Raw genomic sequence first — 23,438 nt, forward strand, 5'->3', positions numbered from 1 at the left:
ATACAATAAACGTCATGCGGGCTGTACATACGCTGCATGCAGGAGACATTATGGATTGGATTATTGGCGCCGTATGCGCTTCTATGGTGGCAGGTGCTGCCTATGCGAAAAAGTCGCTAACCTTGTCTGGCTGCCTGGCAGCCATCATGATGGGAACGATATATTACGGAGCGGGTAACCTGTTCTGGTTTGGCACGTTATTGTTGTTTTTCATTACTTCAACGTTGCTCTCCAGGTTTCGTAAAGATCGGAAGCAGGAGCTGGAGAAATCCTATGCCAAGTCAGGAAATCGGGATGCCGGACAAGTGATGGCTAATGGTGGAATGGGCATGTTCCTATGTCTGGGATACTGGATATTTCCACATCCGGCATGGGTATATGCTTTCATTGGTGTAATGGCTACCGTTACATCGGATACATGGGCAACCGAAATTGGGAGTCTCAGTCGAAAGCCGCCGCGCTCTGTTCTCACGTGGAAGGTACTTACGCCAGGTGCTTCAGGAGGTGTTTCACTTCTTGGCACCGTGGCTGCAGCCGTAGGCGGGGCTCTGATTGGTGCGGGAGCATTCTTGTTTTCCTGGATCGCCGGGATAGAAGGGCTTAGTCTGTTTAGTTGGACTTTTGTCGGTCTTGCAGGCGGGTTGGCAGGTGCTTTTGCCGATTCCTATCTGGGCGCAACGGTGCAGATGATGTATCGTTGTACTGTGTGTGGCCGTGAAGTTGAGGTACATGAACATTGCGGGCATCCAACGGTTCGGGCTCGTGGCTGGGCATGGATGAGTAACGACCTGGTGAACGTGCTTAGCTCGGTGATCGGCGGATGTGTGGCGATTGGTTTAGGTAACATTTTGGCGTTGTAGGGGGGAGTACATTTTGAGCACTGTACAGGGAGACAAATCGGAGGCTATTTTGGATGCGGCCTATGGTATTTTTGGCTCGAAAGGTTTTTATGAGACCAAAATGTCTGATATTGCAGACGAAGCCGGCATCGCAAAAGGCACCATTTATTTATATTTCAAAAGCAAGGAACAATTATTTATCGCAGTATCCAAGCGGGATTGTAACAGTTTTATCAGTCGTCTTGAATATGCTTTGAACTCGCATGAGAACACAGGTGATAAACTTGGAGCAATAGCCAAGACGCACCTTACGTATTATTATGAGCGTCGCAATCATACCAAGCTCTTTTTTATGGCACCCAATAATGATCCGGATCTGATGAAATTCATGAAGGCATTCATGAATCAATACATGAGTATGGTGTGTGAGGTACTGGAGAGTGCAAGTGTACCTGAGCCTGTATTGCTCGCTGAAGCATATATCGGAATTCTGGACCGGCTGAAGATGGATATCATGTTGAATCCGGAGTTTAATGAGGAACATCTGAACAAACGAATTGCTTTTGCAGCAGCTTTGTTTCTGGACGGATGCCGTTCTTTTTTACAAGTTTAAAGTAAGTGCGCGGATGTACGTAATATTGAATTTTAATTCACAGAGAAGTGGGTACGAGCAATGAACATAATGACGGTAGAGCAAATTGCAAAAAGTTATGGCGAAAAAATATTGTTCAAGGATGCTTCATTTGGTATGGCTGATCAGGACAAGATTGGTGTCGTTGGGGTAAATGGAACCGGTAAATCCACGTTTTTGCGTGTGATATCGGGTATGGAACCTGCAGACGCGGGACAGATCTCGATCGGTAATGACGTACGTATTCAGTTCCTGGCGCAAAATCCGGACTTCAATCCGGATAATACGGTACTGCAACAAGTATTTGAAGGTGACAGCATGGAAATGAAAACCGTGCGTGAATATACGGAAACGATGGAATTATTGGAACTGAATTCGTCCGATCCAGCGTTGCAAGAGCGATTATTACGTTTGAATCAGCAAATGGAGCAGCTTCAGCTCTGGCAGATGGAGAGTGAAGCGAAGAGCATTTTGTCCAAATTGGGTATTCGTCAATTCGATGCACTGATGGGCACATTGTCTGGTGGACAACGCAAAAGGGTAGCACTTGCTGCTGCACTGATTCATCCTTGCGAACTGCTCATTCTGGATGAGCCGACGAACCATATTGATAACGATTCGGTCGTTTGGTTGGAGCAGTACTTGCAGAAGCGCCGCGGCGCACTGCTTATGATTACGCATGATCGGTATTTCCTGGATCGTGTGGCGAATGTCATGCTGGAATTGGATCATGGACGTTTGTTCCGATACGAAGCGAACTATACACGTTTCCTGGAACTTAAGGCGGAGCGCGAAGAACGGGAAGCTTCTTCGGAACAGAAGCGTAAGAACTTGCTTCGGACGGAGCTTGCATGGATTCGTCGTGGTGCCAAGGCACGGACGACGAAACAAAAAGCGAGAATTGATCGCTTCGAACAACTTAAAGACCAGCAAGGAGTCCAGCGCTCGGGTTCATTGGAAGTATCGGTTGGCTCCACTCGTTTGGGGAAAAAGATTCTGGAGATCGAGCATCTTTCCAAATCCGTGGGTGGCCGCACGCTGATCGAAGATCTGAGTTATATTGCCGTACCTGGAGATCGGGTAGGGATTGTCGGACCGAACGGTAGTGGTAAGTCCACGTTGCTTCAGATGATATCTGGCAAGCTGGAACCCGATGCAGGTGTGGTTGACGTTGGTCCTACGGTCAATCTGGGTTATTTCACACAGGAACATCAGGAGATGGACGAATCTCTTCGTGTGATTGAGTATATTAAAGAAGTGGCCGAGAATGTGAAAACAGCTGATGGCTCTCTGATTACAGCATCCCAGATGCTGGAGCGGTTCCTGTTTACCCCGGCATCCCAGTGGACGCCAATCTCGCGTCTGTCTGGTGGAGAGAAGCGTCGCCTGTATCTGCTGCGTGTGCTGATGGCTGCGCCGAATGTATTGCTGCTGGATGAGCCGACGAATGATCTGGACATCCAGACACTCGCTGTACTGGAAGACTACCTGGATGATTTTCCCGGTGTTGTCTTTGTCGTATCCCATGATCGCTATTTCCTTGATCGTACTGTGGATAAAGTTTTGTCTTTTGAGGGCAACGGTGCTGTACGTGTGCACGTCGGCGACTACAGTGAGTATGCGGAATGGATGCTGAAAAATGCGCCTGGAGCTAATCAAGAGAGTGATACAGGAGCGGCAAAGGTGAAGCAGTCATCGGAGAAAACGACGCCTGCTGTGTCAGCGGCTAAACCGAAGTTGAAATTCAGCTTTAAGGAGCAACGTGAATACGACCAGATTGATGAAAATATTGAGAAGGCTGAAGCCAATCTTGTCCGGATTAACAAAGAGATGGAAGAGTCATTTAGTGATTCTGCCCGTCTGCAGGAGTTGATGGCGGAGCAGGTTGAGGCTGAGCGTCATCTGGATGAATTGATGGAACGCTGGACCGTTCTGAATGAACTTGCAGAGCAGATTGAACAGAGCAAGTCTTAATTTATAACTAAACATCGCCCTTTTTTCCTTCGTGACATTATGTTGCATAGGAGGAGAGGGCGTTTTTTGTCTGCAAATTTGCGCATTAAAGTGAAACGTTCTGTATGTTCATAACGTTTTATAAGTAAAGAATTCCATAGAAGGGAGAGAACACCACACTTATGTATAAGGAAATTAATGAACAATTGGCAGTGCTCAAGGAAAAGGGGAGAATTTACGAGAAATGGACCAAACGTCTGGAGAAGCTTCAAACGGAGGAAAGCGAATGGGAAGCAAAGGTAAAAAGTCGTCTGGAGCATCTCCAGAAGGAGCAGAAGGACGTTGATCGACTGAACAGTATGACATTGTCAGCATTTTTCTATCAATTGATTGGCAAGAAGACAGAACGGCTGGAGAAGGAAGAACTGGAACTCATGGAGAGCAAGGCTGCATACGACACCGCTTGTCGCATGTTACAAGACGTACAGGAGCAACGAATTCATGTGGAGCAGGAGTTGGAGGGCGGGCGGCAGTATCAGTACTGGCAGAGCGATTACAACGCGCTGTGGGGGAAGAAGGAAGGTCGTCTGCTGGACCAGGATGCGGAATTGCAACAGATGGCTGAGAATCGGGAACATCTGGCGAGCGAGCTACAGGAACTGGATGAAGCTTTCCGGGAGGGAGAATATCTGCTCTTTGCTCTTGAACGTGCCGAGAAGGCTTTGTCTTCGGCAGGTAATTGGGGGATATATGACATGATGGGCGGTGGAGTCATCTCCACGCATATCAAGCGAGGAAGAATGGATGACGCTCAGGTCGCCATCATGGATGCAGGTAAGCGTCTACGACGTTTTCAGAAGGAACTGGAGGATGTAGAGATGGCTGTACACGCGGATCTGCATCTGGGAGGTCTGCTTTCATTCGCAGACTATTTCTTCGATAACCTCTTCGTGGACTGGATGGTTCAGGACAAAATTCGCAAAGCCGAACGTCAGGTGAAGGATGGACTAAGCGCGGTTAGGAAGACCATGCAAGTGCTAAGAAATGAAATGCGTGACCATAAGGCAGAGTTAGAAATATTGGATAGTAAATATCATGCATATGTGGAACAGGCAGATTAAGAGATATGACAACAAAGGCCCCTTCCAAGCACAACAATTCAGTGTGCTTGGAAGGGGCCTTTTTGATTAGACAAGACATATGAATGTCACCATAATGATTTCGTAGAAAAATGATTCTGTTTTACTTGGTTGTAATGTAGGCTGCGAGCAATCGTGCCGTATTCAGGACAGCATCCTTATGTGTACGCTCCATGGAATGAGATGCATGAACTCCAGGACCGATCAGTGCTGCACGGATATTGTTTCCTCCGCGTAATGCTGCACTGCCATCTGAGCCATAGTGGGGATAAATGTCGACGACGTAATTCATCCCATCTTGTTTGGCCAGTTCAATGAGACGACTGGTCATATCGTAGTCATACGGGCCAGAAGAATCTTTGGCACATATAGAAACGTCGGTTTCTTTACAGCTCAGGTCATCACCCATAGCTCCCATGTCTACAGCGATCATTTCACTGATTTCCGCAGGGATATACGATGCGCCATGTCCAACTTCTTCATAGTTCGAGATAAGCAGAGAGACGTTATGTAATGGTTTCCAGCCTTCACGATGTGCAGACTCAAGGATGCCAAAGAGGGCAGCCACGCTGGCTTTGTCGTCCAGATGACGTGATTTGATATAACCACTCGGCGTGATGACTGCGCGAGCATCAAAGGAGATAAAGTCGCCGACAGAGATCCCGAGTTTCAACACATCTTCCTTGGAGGAGACGACCTCATCGATTCGAACTTCCATATGGCTCTCGGACCGTTCAAAGGTACGTGCATCCGGATAGACGTGGACAGACGGATGAAGGGAGAGAATGGTGCCCGTGTATGTTCTTCCATCCCGAGTATGGATGCTGCAATATTCGTTTTCGATACTTTGCATGGAAAATCCACCGACAGAAGTAAGCTTCAATGTGCCATAGGATGTAACCGAGCGTACCATGGCCCCTAGCGTATCCACGTGAGCGCTTAAAGCGATTGTCTTGGAAGAGTCCTGTCCGGGCAATGTAAGCACCGCACCGCCCTTGTTATTCAGCTCACAGGCGATGCCCAGTGCGGCTGCTTCCTTCCGGATCATCTCGATAATATGATGTGTGTAACCACTTGGGCTTGGTGTATCCAGCAATTTTTTCAGGAAAGACAGAACGTATGATTCATCAATTGTAAAACTCATTGTGTAATTTCCTCCTCGGATCATGGGTGTGGTGTGAAACAAAATACAGCCTGTCTGGGGGAGAGAATGTGATACTACCATTCCTGACTCGCCAGCAGGCTGTCTCTGATTGGTTACAGTGTTCCCGTAGGGTTTCCTTTGCGCTGACTCTGGATCGAATCATTCTCCAATAGGCTGTCGGATTCATTTGAGTCAAGCGAATCCATCGATTTGAAAGAGTCCAACGTAGATTTGCTTGTCGCGGAGCTTTCCAATTCAGATACACGCAATTTCAATTGTTTATTCTCACGTTGCAGTCTGTATTGGCGATAGATGCCATATGACCCTACAATAATTCCACCGATCAGGGTACAGCCGAGAATCAGCAAGATCAGCGGGATTTGTACCGTGTTAAATAACAGGTTGACTTGTACGGAATCCACATTAATAACCGCAAAGATTCCCGTGAGCAGTGCAAAAACAAGACCTGCTATGAGTGCCCATTGCATTTTCATGGTGTTGCCTCCTTGTTGAACAATTGAGAACTAGATATGCATTACCCATATTCGGGTATGTTGCATCTTGCAATGATGATAAAATCCCCTGCCCGAACGGGCAAGGGATGCAGGTCACATGGAAAGACAACCTTATTTGGTTAGTTGCTCCATCTGTTCAATCAGTTCCTTGAAGACACTCATAGCTTCACGAATTGGCTGTGGTGTAGACATATCCACACCTGCTTTTTTCAGAATGTTGATGGAGTAATCACTGCCACCGCTCTTCAGGAAGCCAAGATATCGGTCAACAGCCGGTTGGCCTTCTTCCAGGATTTGCTTGGAAAAGCTTGTTGCTGCGGAGAAGCCTGTAGCATATTTGTAAACGTAGAAGCTGTTATAGAAGTGGGGAATACGAGCCCATTCCATTTCAATTTCTTTGTCAACAGCCATGCCTTCTCCGTGATATTTAACGTTCAGATCATAATAGATCTCGGATAACAATTGTGGTGTTAATGCGTCACCTTGTTCCGCACGTTCATGAATGATTTTCTCGAATTCAGCAAACATGGTCTGACGGAATACCGTTGTACGGAATTGGTCGGCATAATACGTCAACAGATACAATTTTTCCTTTGGATCTGTTGATTTGTTAAGCAGATAATCCATCAGCAACGCTTCGTTGGTTGTGGATGCAACCTCAGCCAAGAAGATGGTGTACTGTGCATCACGATACGGAAGTGTTGTATCCGAGTAATGTGAATGCAGAGCGTGACCCATTTCATGTGCGAGTGTGAACATACTGTTTAGGTTATCTTTGTGATTCAACAAGACATACGGGTGAGTGCCGTAAGCGCCCCAGGCATATGCGCCTGAACGTTTATTTTCATTCTCATATATATCGATCCAGCGGTTATCATATCCATTCTGCAATGCGTTAGCATAGTCCTTGCCGAGTGGTTTCAGACCGTCTTTAACCGTTTGTTTCGCTTCCTCATAGGTAATATCCATTTTGTATTCGTCTACGAGTGGAGCGAACAGATCGTACATGTGCAATTGATCCACACCCAGCAACTTTTTGCGTAAGTCCATATAACGATGCAATAACGGAAGGCTCTCATGAATAGTGTCTACCAGATTGGTATACACATCCGTTGGGATGTTATCTCCATATAGGGACATTTCCATCACGGAAGGGTACTTCCGAACATTAGCATAGAACATATTTTTGGTTACATTTGCATTCAGGGCAGCCGCAATTGTGTTCTTCTGTTTGGCATAGGTTTCGTATACCGCTTTGAAGGCACGTTCGCGAACTTCACGGTTAGGGTTCTCCAGGAACTGAATGTAGCTGCCGTGTGTCAGCTCAACTTCGTTACCATGTTCATCCTTGATTTTTGGGAACTTGAGATCGGCGTTATTCAGCATGCTGAAAATTGTCTGTGGTGCTTGTGAAAGGTTGCCTACCTGTGCAAGCAAAGCCTCTTCTGCTTGGCTAAGAACGTGGGCTTTTTCGCGTTTCATCTCTTCCAGCGTAAATGTGTAAGCAGAAAGTTTTTCGTTCGCAATAAATGCGTCCAACTGATCATCCGGCAGGGAAAGAATCTCTGGTGTGACAAAAGAAAGTGCTTCACCAACTCGTACGCCTAATTTCTGGGCTTTTTGGGACAGGTTTTGATATGTAGGATTCGCTGTGTCTTCATCTTGATGCATACGTGCGTACACAAAGAGGCGTTCTATTTTGAGGCTGATCTCATCTTCGAATTCGAAGCAAGATTTGAGTACATCAGGTTGATTCAGTTTGCCTTGGAATTCGGAGGCCTTCTTGGTCAAAGACGATACTTCTTCATATTCTTGATCCCAGGCTTTCTGATCGGCAAATAAATCTTCCAGTTTCCAGCTATGTTCAGCCGGCACCTCGGAACGTTTCAATAATTGACTCATGGAAATCCTCCTTTGATGATCTGATGAATGTATGGACGAAGCTGCCTTCGTCTCGCTTGCCTGTGCGGAGAGAGACGAAGGAATCAGACTAAGTACCAGGATAACAGATAGCGATTTCTGGTATTTCAACGGCCTTCCTCCTTACGATACGAATAATCTCGTATAGTATGACCTTAGGCACGTTGAAATATTTGAGCATCTGGGTCCCCGTGATTAGGCTCCCATGTTATACAGAAAATAAACGATCAGGAAAAAGGCGAAACAAATGAGCAGGGTAGCAATAAGCGCCATTCCCCGTCTTAATCGATCCGGGATGGAATTGCGTCCCAGAATAAGCACAATACCAAGGGAGAAGGCAAGGATAATAAAGATGACGACATTGCTTGAGTCAAGCTGCATGGGTTAGACCCCTTTGAAGGCAGCCATCAATTGACGCCATTCATCCTCACGGTTCTCAAAATCTGCTTTTGGAAAACGGCGTTCAGCCCAGTGCATTAATGCAGGACGGCTAAGGAATGTATGGCATTCTTCGCCCCACTCTTCCGAAATTTCTCGTAGTACGAGATATTTGCCTTGAACTTCTACGGTCATCATATTCCACTTGTCTGTTTTGTATATTTCATGTTTTTTTATCATAGGTAGTCTCCAAACTAACGGTTTTGGTAAAATGATACCGTACCCTACGATTCAAAGCAAATTTTTTCGACATTTATGGAAAGATAAATTGCAAAATGGAAGCCCATACAGTATAATAAGGGTATTCGCCATAGATGGCGATATTTTTAGGAGGTTTTTCATTTGAAAGGTACAGTTAAATGGTTTAACGCAGAAAAAGGCTATGGCTTTATTTCAGTTGAAGGCGGCGAGGACGTATTCGTACATTTCTCCGCAATCCAAGGAGATGGCTTCAAAACATTGGAAGAAGGTCAAGCGGTAGAATTCGAAATCACTGATGGAAACCGTGGTCCTCAAGCAGCTAACGTAAACAAACTGTAAGAATTTATCCGGCTAACGGACTTCTTATATATTATAAATTTATAGCTGAATATTAAGAACCTAAGCACAGTCCCCCATGGGAGGCTGTGCTTTTTTTGATTCTAAAATTTTTAGTGTATATAACGGTTGAATACGATGTAAGTTTCCCTGTGTGTTCACGAGACACGATTGGTCATGCTGGACCATAACTTCAATCCGAAACCGATTAGTGCAGCCAGGGAGAAAGCCATAGCGGTGAGATAGAAGGTTTGTCTGCCTGCATGTTCCAGCAGCAGTCCGCCCAACGTTCCACTAAGAAGTCCCGAAGCACTGGACCAGACAATGGTGAACAAAGCCATACCTGTAGCTCTGTAGCCGTCCGGAACTAGGCGAATGATGTAGCGGACCGCCGTAACGTAGAAAATACCAAAGGTAACACTGTGCATCGTCTGAATCGCAACAACAGCTGCAGGTGTATCGGAGACAGACATGAGAAGCAAACGAACCGTATACATCAGTGCAGCAAAAGCAATTAGCGGCAGTTCTTTATAACGGTTTCCATACTTGCTGAGCAATAGAAATATGGGGATTTCACTTACGGAAGAGATCAGCAAAGACCAGCCGATCAGCCCCTCGCTGGCACCCAGATCTTTTAGCGTGATGGTAAGGAATGCTTCGTTCATGCGATGTCCCATGGCAAGCAAAAATACACAGCCAAAAAAGGTGAGCACATCTCTGCGTTTCAAAATAGCCCATAACCCCGATAGATCCATTTTGCTACTGCTTCCCGAAGGTTGATCCTTCAATTGAAAACTGATCAATAGTGTAGTTGCAGCAAGACCAACGCAGACCCAAATCGTCCATGCTGGACCAAAAGATCCAAGGAAATACCCGATACTTAATGCAAAGAAGGCATAACCGATCGATCCGAAGACTCGAATGGAAGTGAAATTTCGGCCGTACTTGCTGGCCGTTGTAATAGCCATCGTATCGGAGAGTGGATAGACCGGATAATAGAAAAAGTAAAACAGGGTCACGAGTACAAATACCTGACCGAAAGTTGTTGCATTGGCGAGCATGATCCCTGTGATCAATTGACCACCAAGCAGAATGATCATCACTTTGCGTACCGTTTGGTAGCGGTCGCTGGCCATGCTCCAGAACATATTGGAGAACACAGAGATGAGGGGGCCAATTCCGTAGAGATATCCAATCTCAGCTCGACTGAAGCCCAGATGACTGAAGTAAAGCTGGAAGTAGGATACCACCAGAACGGTGGAACCAAAGATGGTGAACATGAGAGCCCGCAGCCAGTTCTGATCCGGGCGGGCGTTGTGACTTAATTTCATGATGAGAGACTCCAATCCTGATAACATTCAATGATTTTATTACCCTTTCAGGGATGTTGATTTATGGGCTTTCGGCACGGACATCGTAGGTTCTTGTTTCGTGCGCCGGATGACAAGCCAGACAATGATAAGTTCGGCGAGCAGGCCAAGGGATTGGGCTACAGCGCCAATCATGCCGTTCCACGCAGGAAAAATACTAACCAGTATAAGCAGCACAATTACCGTGCAGATTGCATTCGCCGTTTGCGAACGAAACATCGTTTTTGTCTGACCGCGAAGCAGAATGAGGCCATTGCTGAAATCCAGAAAAGGGAAGATCAGCGGAAATAAGACGAACGCACGCAGTGTCCACAGACTTTGTTGCAAAAGTTCGCCCTGAACGCTCATGACATTTTCGAGTACCCATGGTCCCAAGGGGGTATAGGCAATCGACACCATCATCGCAAACGGAATAAATCCGGTGACAAGTGCGAATTTTCGTACCAGTTTGGCGTCCACAAGGTAGAAATTCAGCACGATCTGATGGATGTATGTAAAGAAGCTTAGCATCAACTGCATCAGACTGCTTGCTATGGCAAAGGATGAAATGGCTAGTGCGATCCCGGTCGTTTTGCCAAGTACGATGTTAATAACCGGTCCTATGAACAGCGCTACAAAGCTGGATAACAGCAGCGGCTTATAAAAGCGAAATACGTCTCCCTTGCTCTCGACGGGATGATCCTCAAGCTTGGCTGGCATCTTGCGCTTGATGCTGTTTCCCTCGAGAAAGCTGACGAGCGCTTCAATCATCATGCCAGTAGCAAAAATGATAGCGCCTACACGTCCACTGTCAATGCTGTCTGTGTATATGAAATAGAGGGATAGGCCGTACATTCCGGCTAAACGGAATACCATCCCGATGGTTAACCACTTGGTGCGGTTATTCGTAATGATGATCCCCTGATAGATGTTGCGGATCACTGAAAAGATACTTACATACATGAGAATTTCATATACGTCGATGACTTTGTTCAGCAGATCCGGACTTACACCAAACAAGTATTTGAACACCCCGGTACCAACGGGAGAGTATACGATAAGAAACCCAATGAGAAGCACACAGGCAAGAAATATTTTGGTCACAAACGTGAGGGCCTGAAAGGAAAGGCGATCGCGAACCAGTGCGGAACAGGTTTGCCGCAGCAGGGTGGAGGGGCGTTCCGTGAGGGTTAACAAGCTACCGGCGATTGCATAGCTGGCAATAACCGTCTCGGGATGAGCGGAACGTGCTAATGTGCTGTTTATGATGACGTGAGAAATGGTGACGAGAGAGGCGGAAATGCCAAGTGGCACAAAAAAAGAAAATAACCGTCTCCACGAAAGTGATTCACTTGACGACATGTCAACGACTCCTTTGATGGATGAAATATGCCTAGTATATCACAAAGCTTTGGGCGCGGATGCGATTTTTTATGCGGAATATGCGGCAGATCATTTGTACAATTAAGGGGATCATATTATAATAGGAATGGTTAAAAATCGCTCTAATACGTATTCAACCAAGTGGAGGCACATTTATTTTGAGCCAATCAAATCGAAAACGTCATCAATATCCGCGTGGACCGCTGGCATTGATGAGAGGGGTGTACAAATACACCATTCCGGAAACACGGAAGGCACTGAATGGATGGCGTGCTCAAGCTGAGGCGATTCCGAATGAGGAGTTGCGTACACAGGCACTTGCCAGTCTGAAGGATAAACAGTTTCACTGTGAAGGCGGAACCGTCTACGCATTGGCTGATTTGCCCAACAGGCACATTCTGATTCCGCTGATCGTTTCATATCAAACTATTAGTGATTATTTGGACAATCTGTGCGACCGCAGCACGTCGATGGACCCGGATGACTTTCGTCTACTCCATCAATCCATGCTTGATGCGGTAGATCCCGAAGCAATTCCCGTCAATTATTATGCCCTCCGTGAGGAGCAGGATGACGGCGGATATCTGCGGAATCTGGTGACAACATGTCAGGAACTGACCCGTCAGTTACCAGGCTATACGTCCGCCAAGCCCCAAATTCAGGATCTGGCAGGCCTATACACGGACCTGCAGGTATATAAGCATATCAAGCCGGAACTGAGAGAAACGGCACTGCTCGAATGGTGGTCGGAGCATCGTCATCGCACACCTCAGTTTCGTTGGAACGAATTTGCTGCTGCAACTGGCTCTACACTGGGCGTTTTCATGCTGTTTCTGGCTGCGAGTGACGATCAGTTGACTGAAGAGCAAGCGGCCTCGATCCACACGGCCTATTTCCCACATGTATGCGCATTGCACATTATGCTCGATTATTTAATTGATCAGGATGAGGACCGCATCGGGGGAGATCTCAACTTCTGCAACTATTATGAGAATGTGGAGACAATGCTGGACCGAATTGCTTTTATTGTGGAGATGGCACGCAGCGATGTACAGAAGATTCCGGGAAGCTCCTTTCACCGGATGATCATCGAAGGACTGATTGCCATTTACCTGTCTGATCCCAAAGTCAGCGAACAACAGGAAGTTCGCGTTGTATCCAAACGTCTGCTGAAAAATAGTCCGATCACAAGAATATTTTTCTTCATTTTCAGTCGCTGGATACGGAAAAATATGTAAGTCAGGTGTGATATTGCGGAGCCTGAAGTGAAACTAGAGGAGGAAGAAACATCATGACAGCAGTAAAGAAAATCGCAGTATTAACGAGCGGTGGTGATTCACAGGGGATGAACGCGGCTGTTCGTGCGGTTGTTCGCAGCGGACTGTTTCACGGTCTCGAAGTATTTGGAGTTCAACGTGGATACCAGGGTCTTTTGAATAATGACATTTTCCCAATGGATTTGCGGAGTGTAGGGGATATCATCCAACGTGGGGGAACGGTTCTTCAATCGGCACGTTGCAAGGAGTTCTATACCGCTGAAGGTCAGCAAAAAGGTGCGGACATTCTGCGTGCGCGTGGCATTGACGGTCTGGTTGTTATCGGTGGGGATGGTTCCTACAACGGAGCAAACAAACTGAGCAAGCTGGGCATTAACACCATGGGTCTGCCAGGAACGATTGATAACGATGTTTCATTCACCGACTATACCATCGGATTTGATACAGCTGTAAGCATAGTAGTTGATGCAGTAAACAAATTACGTGATACGATGTCTTCACACGAACGTTCTTCCATCGTTGAAGTTATGGGTCGTCACTGTGGGGATATCGCTCTGCATGCCGGACTTGCTTCGGGTGCTGAAACGATTCTTGTCCCAGAAGTTCCATTTGATATGGACGAAGTAGCAGATCGGATGAAAGCTAACTTTGCACATGGCAAACGTCACAGTATTATCATCGTTGCAGAAGGCGTAGGCAAAGGTGAGGATGTAGCAAAAGAACTGATGGAACGTTGCCCAACGTATGAGCCACGTGTAACCGTTCTAGGTCACATTCAGCGTGGGGGTACGCCAACACCTTTCGACCGTAACCTGGCAAGCCGTCTTGGCGACTTCGCTGTTCGCAGTCTGATTGCAGGCGAGACAGACAAAGGTTGTGGCATTATCAAGGGTGAACTTACCCTGACGGATATTGATAAAGTGGTTAACACAAAAAAAGATTTCGATATGGTGACTTACGAGCTTGCACAACGTTTGTCCCAATAATTCGATTCATACGCAAAGAGCACAATCCCGCTTTAACGTGGATTGTGCTCTTTTTGTTGTTTCACGGAGTGAGTATATCAATGTTACCCCTTGCGGAGTGCGGCTTGTTTTTGTACTAGGAAGAGTCTCCAGAGAAGCGCTGTTGCTCCTACAGCAAGGCCGGCAATGAGGCCGATCCAGTATCCGAAGGCACCGAGTGAAGTATACGTAGCAGTTAGATAACCTACAGGCAAGCCAATGATCCAATACGCTACAAACGTAATGATCAATGCCGGATTAACATCTTTGTAGCCACGTAATGCTCCTTGGGTCGGTGTAGCAATCGCATCCGAGATCTGAAAGAAAATGGCGTAGATGAGGAAATGCTGCGTAAGTGCAATGACCTCTCGATCGTTTGAATACACGCCTGCAATCTGTTCGCCGAACACAATCAACACGATCGCTGTCAGCAGTGAGAGCCCGATGGCTCCACCAATTCCAAGCAGACTGTATTGTCTGGCATCTCTCAGACGCCCCGCACCTGCCTCAAAGCCCACAAGGATCGTAAGAGCCATACATATGCTCACAGGCAGCATGTAGAGCGTAGAAGCGAAATTCAGCGCCGCCTGGTGTGCAGCAATTGTTGTGGTATCGAAACGGCTCATCATTAAAGTCACAGCAGCGAAGATGGACGTTTCGAAAAAAGTCGCAAATCCGATGGGCACTCCAATCTTGAGTAACTCTTTCCATTTGGAGAATGAGACACGGGTCCATTGACGGTAAATGCCATACTGGGCGAAAGGTTCGACCCGATGGACAAAAAAGAGACTAATAAGAAAGATCAGCCAGTATGTACATGCTGTAGCAACACCAGCACCAACACCGCCCAATTGTGGAAAGCCCCAGCGACCGAATATCAGCAGATAATTTAGAAAGATGTTAACGGGCAGGGAAACCAACGTAATGAACATCGTAGTCCGTGTCTGGCCAAGTGCATCCATGAAGCTGCGCAGCACTGTATATCCAAAGAGCGGGATAATGCCAAAAGCAAGTGCACACAAAAAATAGAAGGCAACTTGGGCAACCCGGGGCTCCAGAGGCATTCCGTTCAGTATAGGGCCAAGTAACAACGCCCCGGCTCCGATAACGACGAGACTGACAGCAATTCCAAGATACAATGCCTGGATGACGTTATACCCGATCTGATCATTACGTTTGGAACCCAGCAGATGGGAAACGACAGGTGTAATACCGATCAGAATCCCGCTTAGTCCAGTTTGAACTGGCATCCAAAGACTTGTGCCGATTGCGACGCCTGCAAGGTCGGCCGGAGAAAACTTGCCTGACATATTGGTGTCGAAGAACGACATGGCAGAGAGGGCGATTTGAGTGGTGAAGATGGGCAAAAATATAATCAGGAATTTCTTCACTTTTTGGGAAAAACTTGTTGTGTTCATGTTCACTGGCAGTGCCTCGCTATTCTAAAGAGATGTCATCCAAGTGTCATATCTGGACAGCTATTTATTGTAGTGGATTTTGTTCAATTTGAATAGGGACAGAACCAGAGTAGGGGGGGAGAGAAAAATGAACACCAAAAAACCTCGCTCCGCTTCAAGCAGAACGAGGTTGGATGAAATGAGAAGTATGAAAGAGTGCGGATTACTTATATTGTACACCTGATGTATAACGGTTGGACGCATTCCAGAGCAGATATTCATGTACATCCATGTCTTTCATTGCTCTAATCTGGTCTTCCACTTGTTTCTTGCCATACTTGACATAATGCCCACTGCCCAGCCAGCTTGCTGTGAAGTCCTGAATCCACGGACGAATGACGGGTTTGAGTTCTTTGGTAGGGTCTAGTTTCTTGTGTGTATCTTCCATTGAACCCTTGATGGTTGTGTAAGGATCTTTGTCAGGGTCCTTGACCCCATACCAGCCAGTAGAATAGTGACTCGGGTATACCATCGGTGAGATGACGTCCACGTTTTCGGATATCTTAACAAAATCCTGTCCAATGCCTTCAGCCGCAGGTACAGAAGCGGCATAACCAAAAATATCAACCGAGACACGGACCCCTAGCGGGGCCAACTCCTTGCGTGCATATTGCACGAATTCAGCCACAACATCCACTCGTGACTTGTCAGATTTGGTATATTTCAGTACATCGGCTCGAGTTTCGAAACCTTCCGGGAAACGAACGTAGTCAAATTGAATCTCTTTAAATCCAAGCTTGGCTGCTTCCTTTGCAATCTCAATGTTGTAGTCCCATACTTCCTTGCTATACGGATTCACAAAGCTGTCGCCTTTGCCATTTGCCCATACAGATCCATCCTTGTTTCGAAAGGAGAGCTCCGGATTTTTCTTGGCAAGAATCGTATCTTTGAATACAACGACACGTGCAATCGGGTAGACCTCATGTTTTTGCAATCGTTTCATCAAGGCATCGATATCCCGAATAAAAGGTTGGGATTTACCCATTTTCTGAAGCGCTTTGTTTTCTGTGGGATAAGTTATGTATCCGAGATCGTCTTTGATATCAATGACCATGGCATTCAGTTCTGTACTGTCTGTCAGTTCCAACAATTCTTTCATACGTGCGCCGCCTGCGCTGTAGGCCGTTACATAAATACCTTTGACCACAGGTGCATCAGGTTGAGGATCAATTTTGGCAGGTGGGTTATCGGCATCAATAACAACCTGATCTTTTTGAGATTGGATAATTGCGGTGTTAAAACTGTTGGTTAACGATTGGAATTGAGGGGTTCCCTGGTCCGCCACTGCGGGGGCACCACCAAAGCTTCCAAAGGCCATAGCCATTAAAGCCCAAAACATGTTCATTCATTTCCACTCCCTTATGTGTGCATTCCATGTATGAATTATACATTAAAGCCTCTGGGCTTTTAACCATATTAATCAAGTAATGAAACACATGGAAAAAATGAAAACCGCTTCCTGCTGAGGAAATCCCCTGCAAGAAGCGGCGTGATCAATCTGAAAAAAATTATTGAATGTAAATCTCATTTTGATGCTCACAAATACTGTACTGAATGATTTCCATTGCGTCTCCCTGTTCCAGGATGCCCAGCCCATCCCGGAGGACAATCAGTGAGTCGAGTTCATTCGGTTTCAAGAAAGGGAGCATTTCCGGGCACCATCTGTTGACAATCTCAAACAGTTTTACCGTTTCCATATCCACAATAATCACCCTTTCCTACTCGAATTCCAAAATGGTAAGTCATTCGGCGCGATTCGGGAAAGCATATGGCCTGTGAAATTGAAGGGTTGAACCTGCTATACAACATATTTAGGAGCCGTACACCGTTATTATACCACAATGTTGTGAATTGTTAACCGTACAGGTGTCTCAACTTCTGCGAAATGAACCCATAACACCAACCGTTTCCACAATGTTAACAAAAGCGTTTGGATCTGTATCCTTGATAATACGTTTAATTTCAACCAACTCGTAGCGGGTGGTGACGGTCATGAGCATGTCCTTCTCAATATCCGTGTATGCTCCCTGAGTCTTAATTTTGGTAACTCCACGAGGCCGAACAAGTAATTTTTTTAACATGGCTTCGGTTTCGTTTGTAATAATGTACAGTGTTACTTTGACGTGACTGATATGGATCAGATCAAGCACTTTGCCTGTAATGTAGATGGATACCATCGAGGCCAAGGCTGTATTCCAATTGTCACTCAGGTAACCTGCAAGCATAATGATCGTACCGTTCATACCGGCCATCACTGTACCAATCGGAAAGTCTCGTTTACGCGTGAAAATGGACCCAACAATGTCGAGTCCTCCTGTGGAGCCGCCGACTCGGAAGGAAACGCCAGTACCCATTCCAATAAGCACACCGCCAAATACAGAACTAAGTAAAGGATCTGTAGCCACAGCAAAAACAGGCAGAAGCGCAATGAACCAGGAAGTGGCTGCTACCGAAAGAATACTTAATGTAATGAAGCGTCGTCCAAGAATAAACCAACCTGCAATGAGCAGGGGAATGTTAAGAACAAAATACATTATACTAAGATTCAACGTTGTAAAATAACCCAGAAGCATTGAAATACCGGACACCCCGCCGCTTAAAAGCTGATGGGGGACCAAAAACCAGTTGAAGCCGCAGGCAATAGCTGCAGCACCCAAAATGATCACTAAAGAGTGCCAAATTATTTTGGGCAATTTAATCACCTCATTTATATTTAAAACCAGATTGCTGGTAATCTTGAATTGTTTTGTGATATAATAATTTGTGGATATTCTTGAGTAGGAAACTTTTCCTAAATGGAGCAATAAAATTTTGAAATGTTTCAAACACATGTATGTAGTTTTAGTCTTATGTTGGGGACCCATTCATGGAATTATATTCGTTAGTGAAAATAATTCGTCCCGTTGGGATACCCTATAAATATTAACGCTACTTAAGAATACAGACAACAAAGTGGATTGTCCACCATGTCCACCATATAAAAGGAGCATGAATAATTTTGACAAATTTAAACTTTACAGATTTCAATCTTGAACCACTGGTGCTGCAAGCCATCACTGAGCTCGGGTTTGAAGAAGCAACACCGATCCAATCCAAAGCGATTCCTTTGGCACTCGAAGGCAGAGACTTGATTGGTCAAGCTCAAACAGGTACGGGTAAAACAGCTGCATTCGGTATTCCGTTGATCAGCAAAATCTCAAAAAGTGACGAGAAAATCCGCGCCCTTATTATGGCACCTACACGTGAACTTGCAATTCAAGTTGCTGAAGAGATCGAAAAACTCACTCGCTTCAAAGGTCTGCGCTCCCTGCCAATCTACGGCGGACAAGATATCGTGCGTCAAATCCGTGCACTGAAAAGAAAACCACAGATCATCATTGGTACACCTGGACGTCTCCTTGACCACATCAACCGCAAAACAATCAAACTAGATGATGTACAAACTGTTGTACTGGATGAAGCAGATGAAATGCTCGACATGGGTTTCATGGAGGATATCCAATCCATCCTGAAACAAGTTCCAGACGAGCGCCAAACTATGCTGTTCTCAGCAACAATGCCTCCTAACATTCAAAAATTGGCACAACAATTCTTGAACAATCCTGAACACATTTCTGTGATTCCGAAACATGTTAGTGCACCATTGATTGACCAATCCTATATCGAAGTACCTGAGCGTCAAAAATTCGAAGCATTGAGCCGTTTGTTGGATATGGAATCTCCTGAACTGGCGATCGTATTCGGACGTACAAAACGTCGTGTTGACGAATTGGCTGAAGCTTTGCAAAAACGTGGATATTCTGCAGACGGTCTTCATGGTGACTTGTCCCAGAATCAACGTGATGCGGTAATGCGTAAGTTCCGTGACGGCAGCATTGACGTACTCGTTGCAACAGACGTGGCTGCACGTGGTCTCGACGTATCTGGCGTAACTCACGTTGTTAACTTTGACCTTCCGCAAGATCCGGAGAGCTATGTTCACCGTATCGGTCGTACAGGTCGTGCGGGTAAAGAGGGTGCTGCTTGGTCCTTCGTTACACCGCGTGAGATTGATCACTTGCACTTCATCGAGCGTGTAACACGTCACCGTATTCCACGTAAACCACTGCCAACAATGGCAGAAGCGGTTGAAGGTAAACAACGTTTGACGGCAGAGCGCTTGCTGGAAATCGTACAATCAGGCGAACTGAACGAATACAAAGGTATTGCGATTCAAATGCTTGAGCAATATGATTCTGTTCAACTGTTGTCGGCTGCACTGAAGCTCCTGACAGGTGACAAGAAAGATGCTCAAGTTGATCTGACTCCTGAAGATCCAATCCGTGCAAAACGTCGTAAACCTGATGTTCGCTCTGGCGGACGTAAACCATCGGGTTACAGCGGTAACCGCACAAGTGGTAGCGGCGGCAGTGGTGGTGGTTACAACCGCGATCGCAACAGCAGTGGCAGCGGACGTGGCGGTTACAACCGTGATCGTAACAGCGGCAGCAGCACTGGCGGTGGAAGCAGAGAAGGTGGTTACAACCGTGACCGCAAACCGCGTCCAAGCAGTAACGAAGGACGTCGTCCAGCGAAAGATTCTTCTTTCGAGTAATATAAACGTATGATCTGAAAAATGGAGCGGGCAACTGCTCCATTTTTTTTATTTTCAAAGTGACTGCATCATTTTATTTCACTGCCAGAAGCGGCCAGAAGCGCTAGCTAAGGATAATGACGATCTCTTTTCGGGAAGTACTGGCTTTTCCTATCTATAATAAGGTATATTAATATTAGACTTCAGGTAATTCGCAAGGCTGCAGAGGAGGAGAAATGTTTGGAATTTAAAGGAGCTATGGGTGGGATCTACCGGCTTACAGAGTGGATTACGAGACTGGCCGCAACCAATCTGTTGTGGGCTATTTGTTCGTCTCCGTTCTTGTTTTTCTTGATTATGAAACTGCTCGTGATGCAGCAGAACCTGGCAAACGAATCATTGCAAATGAACTGGGCTATAGCTATTGTGGCACCGCTTACACTGTTCCCGGCGACTTCGGCGCTGTTTACGGTTGTTCGTAAATGGAATATGGGCGATACGGATGTACCGATCTTCCGTACTTTCTTTGTAGGTTACAAGGAAAACTACAAGCAAAGTTTAATTGGGGGTATTTTTTACACACTGCTATTCGCGATTATGTATCTGGATTATACAGTGTACATGACGCAGTTCCGCAATATGCAGCTCGTGGGAATCATCATGTTAGTACTGCTTCTCTTGTTATTTGTATCACTCTTTAACTTTTTCTCGATGGTTGTACATTATCATATGTCCATCGGACTCATTATCAAAAACGCGGTATTGCTTACGCTGATCAGACCATTCCGTGTATTTTCCACATTGCTGGGAAGTGGATTGCTGTTCTACATCGGTTTCCGTTATCCGGTCTTGTTTGTTTTCTTCATTATCAGCATCATTGCCTGGTTTGCTTTCTTTAACTTCTACGCAACCTTCAATAAGATGCAGGAGCAGATGGAGAAGATGCAACTCAAGAAGGAAGAAGAGGAAGCTGCTGCACTGGCTGAACAATCAGCAGAGAATGGTGAAACACCTGAGCCATCAGACGACAAAAACATTACATTGCAAAAATAAAACATGATGAATCGCCATTTACTTTTTACACAGTTAGGGATATAATAATTGTACATCCTGCGATGTACGTTTCGGTTATTCGTTGTTTTGAACCAATGATGATGTCTTCGGGAGATCAACACAGAATGTTGCTGAAAAGCCCTGTCTATACGACATGGGGACTTCAAAAAGCATTTTTGCGGTCACCCACCTGCCAAGCAGGTTCATAAGACAATGTAGCCGGACGGCATAGGCGGGTTCCTAAATCTTCATGTACAGCACCCTGACTTTTCCTCTACAAAAGGAATTTCAGGGTGTTTTTAAGTTGTGATGAATGTTTTTGATTGGTTTTATGATAAATATGATGCTTGCCCTTTTGTTACTACTTGAACAATGTTACACTAAGATACATAAATGGAACGGTTACAATCAAAGGAGGAAGGGTCTTGACCTTAAAGAGAACGCTCGTCGGTATCATCCGCAGCATGGAGGGGACCAGCGATCGAGCCAAGGATCCCAAATTAAAAACACGGTATTATAACTTATCCAAAGACAGAGCCTGGGAAGAGGTCTCTTCGACACTCAAAAAGATTCCGGGTTATAAAGTGCTGCATGAAGTGCCTTCTGTTGGAGAAGTTATTCTGGAGAAGCGGACTACCTTTGGACGGACGATGGATATTACAGTTTCCATTATCTCAGTAAGTCCTGTTCGCAGTGCGGTGGATATGTATTCAGCTTCACGTGGTTCACTTGGAGACTTGGGTTCCAATTATCGCACGATTATGAACTTATTCTCTGTACTGGATAAAAAGCTAAGCAAGTATAAAGCAAATGATTGAAATAGATGATAAATAACAAAAAGCGAGTGAAGGTTAACCTTCCTCGCTTTTGTTCTGAACGTATGATAACTTCTACAGCAAAGCTTTTACAGCAGCAATCGCTTGTTCGAAGTTAGGGGAGTCTGTCATTTCAGGCAAATACTCCACATATGTAATCCGGTCTTCGGCATCCAAAACAAAAATGGAGCGCATGTCGAGTTGGAATTCTTTGATCAGAACGCCGTAGTCTTCACCGAAAGAACGTGTTTTGTAGTCTGACAATGTAACTACGCGGTCAACACCAGCTGCTCCACACCAACGAGCCTGAGCAAACGGAAGGTCAACACTGACTGTCAAGACAACAACATTGTCTCCGAGTTCTCCAGCTTCCACGTTGAAACGACGAGTTTGCGCATCGCATACGCCAGTATCCAGGGAAGGAACAACGCTGATTAATTTGATTTTGCCTGCGAAGTCTTTCAGGGAAGCATCCTCAACCAGGTTCTTGCTCAGTGTAAAATCAGGTGCTTGATCGCCCACTTTCAGTTCGGGTCCGATCAATGTAATAGGGTTGCCTTTAAATGTGGCTGCGCCTGTACGTTCTTGTGTCATAATAATGTTCCTCCTTATAAATTGGTGATCCGTGCCAAAATCCATTATAATCTTTTATGAAAGGCATTGTCCAATTCGGGCATGTACCATTACGATGGATCAGAGATGTGAGTCCGATCTGAACAGGGTGGAGTGAAAGAAGAAATTTATGATATTTATTCGCTATGAGAACTGGAAAGGTTATTTGAAGTATTTCCCTTTGACGTCGCTTTTTTTAATTGCCAATGTAGTCATGTTTATTGTGTTAACGGTGAACGGTGGATCAACGAACAATATGGTGTTGCTGAAATTTGGGGCACTTACGAATCATGAACTGTTCGCGCATGAATGGTGGCGTTACATTACATCCATGTTCCTGCATGCGGGCTTCGGTCATTTATTGTTTAACAGCTTTGCGTTAATTGTATTTGCTCCACCGATGGAGCGTTTGCTCGGGTCGGTAAGGTATGGTGTATTGTACCTGGGTGGTGGTGTATTGGGTAATATTCTTGCTGTTGCGTGGTACAACTCGGTTGGGAGTATTACCATCTCGGTAGGTGCTTCAGGAGCGATCTATGCCGTCTATGGTGCATTCCTGTATGTAGCGCTGTTCCAGCGAACGATGATGGACGAGGCTTCGCGCAAAACGATGTACACATTGCTTTTGTTCGGGATCATATTCTCCTTCGCCATGTCAGGCATCAACTGGATGGCTCACCTTGGCGGATTGTTGGGTGGATTCTTTATTTACGGACTGTTGATCAGATTGTGGAAACCCCGCAGCTTAAAGCGGTAGTCAGAACGTTCTCAAGATGGAATACAGTCAAGGATAAGTAGG

General features: G+C 45.8%; 23 protein-coding genes and 1 other RNA gene. 12 read left to right on the plus strand and 12 right to left on the minus strand.

Annotated elements, in window-relative coordinates:
- Positions 1-50: 50 nt before the first annotated feature.
- The 4 genes from MHI52_RS10490 to MHI52_RS10505 all read left to right on the plus strand — a co-directional run bounded on the left by MHI52_RS10490 (position 51) and on the right by MHI52_RS10505 (position 4,544).
- The gene (locus tag MHI52_RS10490) at positions 51-860 is read left to right on the plus strand and encodes a DUF92 domain-containing protein (protein WP_036609682.1); all 810 of its coding nucleotides are present in this window, start codon (positions 51-53) and stop codon (positions 858-860) included.
- Between the two features lie 13 nt (positions 861-873).
- Complete coding sequence (locus MHI52_RS10495; RefSeq protein ID WP_017689402.1) at positions 874-1,452, plus strand: TetR/AcrR family transcriptional regulator; 579 nt, start codon at positions 874-876, stop codon at positions 1,450-1,452.
- A 60-nt stretch (positions 1,453-1,512) separates the two neighbouring features.
- Positions 1,513-3,444 carry an ABC-F family ATP-binding cassette domain-containing protein gene (locus MHI52_RS10500; protein ID WP_036670126.1) on the plus strand — a complete coding sequence of 644 codons (1,932 nt, stop codon included), beginning with the start codon at positions 1,513-1,515 and terminating at the stop codon, positions 3,442-3,444.
- 161 nt (positions 3,445-3,605) lie between these two features.
- Positions 3,606-4,544: a hypothetical protein gene (locus tag MHI52_RS10505; RefSeq protein ID WP_340982921.1), complete on the plus strand. Its 939-nt coding sequence runs from the start codon at positions 3,606-3,608 to the stop codon at positions 4,542-4,544.
- A gap of 121 nt (positions 4,545-4,665) precedes the next feature.
- On the opposite strand, the gene MHI52_RS10510 is transcribed toward MHI52_RS10505, so the two are convergent.
- The 5 genes from MHI52_RS10510 to MHI52_RS10530 form a co-directional block, all read right to left on the minus strand.
- Positions 4,666-5,706 (minus strand): M42 family metallopeptidase, encoded by a 1,041-nt coding sequence (locus tag MHI52_RS10510; protein ID WP_340389987.1) that lies wholly within the window; start codon positions 5,704-5,706, stop codon positions 4,666-4,668.
- 113 nt (positions 5,707-5,819) lie between these two features.
- Entirely contained in the window at positions 5,820-6,200 is a 381-nt protein-coding gene (locus MHI52_RS10515) for a lipopolysaccharide assembly LapA domain-containing protein (RefSeq protein WP_047842377.1), read from the minus strand.
- Positions 6,201-6,332: 132 nt separating this feature from the next.
- Positions 6,333-8,123, minus strand: a complete 1,791-nt coding sequence (pepF, locus tag MHI52_RS10520) for an oligoendopeptidase F (protein WP_405158983.1) — start codon at positions 8,121-8,123, stop codon at positions 6,333-6,335.
- A 213-nt stretch (positions 8,124-8,336) separates the two neighbouring features.
- A complete protein-coding gene (locus MHI52_RS10525) occupies positions 8,337-8,522 on the minus strand; it encodes a hypothetical protein (RefSeq protein WP_036609669.1) in 186 nt (61 codons plus the stop codon).
- Between the two features lie 3 nt (positions 8,523-8,525).
- On the minus strand, positions 8,526-8,759 hold the full coding sequence (locus tag MHI52_RS10530; RefSeq protein ID WP_017689395.1) for a hypothetical protein: 234 nt from the start codon (positions 8,757-8,759) through the stop codon (positions 8,526-8,528).
- Between the two features lie 162 nt (positions 8,760-8,921).
- On the opposite strand from MHI52_RS10530, the gene MHI52_RS10535 reads away from it, so the two are divergent.
- A complete protein-coding gene (locus MHI52_RS10535; RefSeq protein WP_017689394.1) occupies positions 8,922-9,119 on the plus strand; it encodes a cold shock domain-containing protein in 198 nt (65 codons plus the stop codon).
- A gap of 155 nt (positions 9,120-9,274) precedes the next feature.
- Here the strand turns inward: MHI52_RS10535 and MHI52_RS10540 are convergent, their stop codons facing one another.
- Positions 9,275-10,447 (minus strand): MFS transporter, encoded by a 1,173-nt coding sequence (locus MHI52_RS10540; protein ID WP_036670134.1) that lies wholly within the window; start codon positions 10,445-10,447, stop codon positions 9,275-9,277.
- Positions 10,448-10,486: 39 nt separating this feature from the next.
- Positions 10,487-11,827 (minus strand): multi antimicrobial extrusion protein MatE, encoded by a 1,341-nt coding sequence (locus tag MHI52_RS10545; RefSeq protein WP_405158984.1) that lies wholly within the window; start codon positions 11,825-11,827, stop codon positions 10,487-10,489.
- 179 nt (positions 11,828-12,006) lie between these two features.
- On the opposite strand from MHI52_RS10545, the gene MHI52_RS10550 reads away from it, so the two are divergent.
- Positions 12,007-13,086, plus strand: coding sequence for a tetraprenyl-beta-curcumene synthase family protein (locus MHI52_RS10550; RefSeq protein WP_017689390.1), 1,080 nt, complete (start codon positions 12,007-12,009; stop codon positions 13,084-13,086).
- Positions 13,087-13,139: 53 nt separating this feature from the next.
- The gene (pfkA, locus tag MHI52_RS10555; protein ID WP_036609663.1) at positions 13,140-14,111 is read left to right on the plus strand and encodes a 6-phosphofructokinase; all 972 of its coding nucleotides are present in this window, start codon (positions 13,140-13,142) and stop codon (positions 14,109-14,111) included.
- A gap of 83 nt (positions 14,112-14,194) precedes the next feature.
- Here the strand turns inward: pfkA and MHI52_RS10560 are convergent, their stop codons facing one another.
- The 4 genes from MHI52_RS10560 to MHI52_RS10575 form a co-directional block, all read right to left on the minus strand.
- The gene (locus MHI52_RS10560) at positions 14,195-15,547 is read right to left on the minus strand and encodes an MATE family efflux transporter (RefSeq protein ID WP_405158985.1); all 1,353 of its coding nucleotides are present in this window, start codon (positions 15,545-15,547) and stop codon (positions 14,195-14,197) included.
- Between the two features lie 202 nt (positions 15,548-15,749).
- Positions 15,750-16,931: a putative glycoside hydrolase gene (locus MHI52_RS10565; RefSeq protein ID WP_036609661.1), complete on the minus strand. Its 1,182-nt coding sequence runs from the start codon at positions 16,929-16,931 to the stop codon at positions 15,750-15,752.
- Between the two features lie 163 nt (positions 16,932-17,094).
- A complete protein-coding gene (locus tag MHI52_RS10570; RefSeq protein ID WP_029880762.1) occupies positions 17,095-17,283 on the minus strand; it encodes a hypothetical protein in 189 nt (62 codons plus the stop codon).
- 174 nt (positions 17,284-17,457) lie between these two features.
- The gene (locus MHI52_RS10575) at positions 17,458-18,279 is read right to left on the minus strand and encodes a YitT family protein (protein WP_036609659.1); all 822 of its coding nucleotides are present in this window, start codon (positions 18,277-18,279) and stop codon (positions 17,458-17,460) included.
- A 305-nt stretch (positions 18,280-18,584) separates the two neighbouring features.
- On the opposite strand from MHI52_RS10575, the gene MHI52_RS10580 reads away from it, so the two are divergent.
- The 4 genes from MHI52_RS10580 to MHI52_RS10595 all read left to right on the plus strand — a co-directional run bounded on the left by MHI52_RS10580 (position 18,585) and on the right by MHI52_RS10595 (position 22,030).
- Positions 18,585-20,180 carry a DEAD/DEAH box helicase gene (locus MHI52_RS10580; protein WP_047842381.1) on the plus strand — a complete coding sequence of 532 codons (1,596 nt, stop codon included), beginning with the start codon at positions 18,585-18,587 and terminating at the stop codon, positions 20,178-20,180.
- A gap of 219 nt (positions 20,181-20,399) precedes the next feature.
- Positions 20,400-21,212, plus strand: a complete 813-nt coding sequence (locus MHI52_RS10585) for a YesL family protein (RefSeq protein ID WP_036609655.1) — start codon at positions 20,400-20,402, stop codon at positions 21,210-21,212.
- Positions 21,213-21,263: 51 nt separating this feature from the next.
- A non-coding RNA gene (ssrS, locus tag MHI52_RS10590) (6S RNA) lies at positions 21,264-21,455 on the plus strand.
- 182 nt (positions 21,456-21,637) lie between these two features.
- A complete protein-coding gene (locus MHI52_RS10595; RefSeq protein ID WP_017689382.1) occupies positions 21,638-22,030 on the plus strand; it encodes a DUF1499 domain-containing protein in 393 nt (130 codons plus the stop codon).
- A gap of 72 nt (positions 22,031-22,102) precedes the next feature.
- Here MHI52_RS10595 and tpx read toward each other — a convergent pair whose 3' ends face one another.
- Complete coding sequence (gene tpx / locus MHI52_RS10600) at positions 22,103-22,621, minus strand: thiol peroxidase (protein ID WP_036609653.1); 519 nt, start codon at positions 22,619-22,621, stop codon at positions 22,103-22,105.
- A 148-nt stretch (positions 22,622-22,769) separates the two neighbouring features.
- On the opposite strand from tpx, the gene MHI52_RS10605 reads away from it, so the two are divergent.
- Positions 22,770-23,396, plus strand: a complete 627-nt coding sequence (locus MHI52_RS10605) for a rhomboid family intramembrane serine protease (RefSeq protein ID WP_036670140.1) — start codon at positions 22,770-22,772, stop codon at positions 23,394-23,396.
- The last annotated feature ends 42 nt before the right edge of the window (positions 23,397-23,438 follow it).

This window comes from Paenibacillus sp. FSL H8-0283 (assembly GCF_045040675.1).
In the GTDB taxonomy this organism is placed as follows: Bacteria; Bacillota; Bacilli; order Paenibacillales; family Paenibacillaceae; genus Paenibacillus; species Paenibacillus amylolyticus.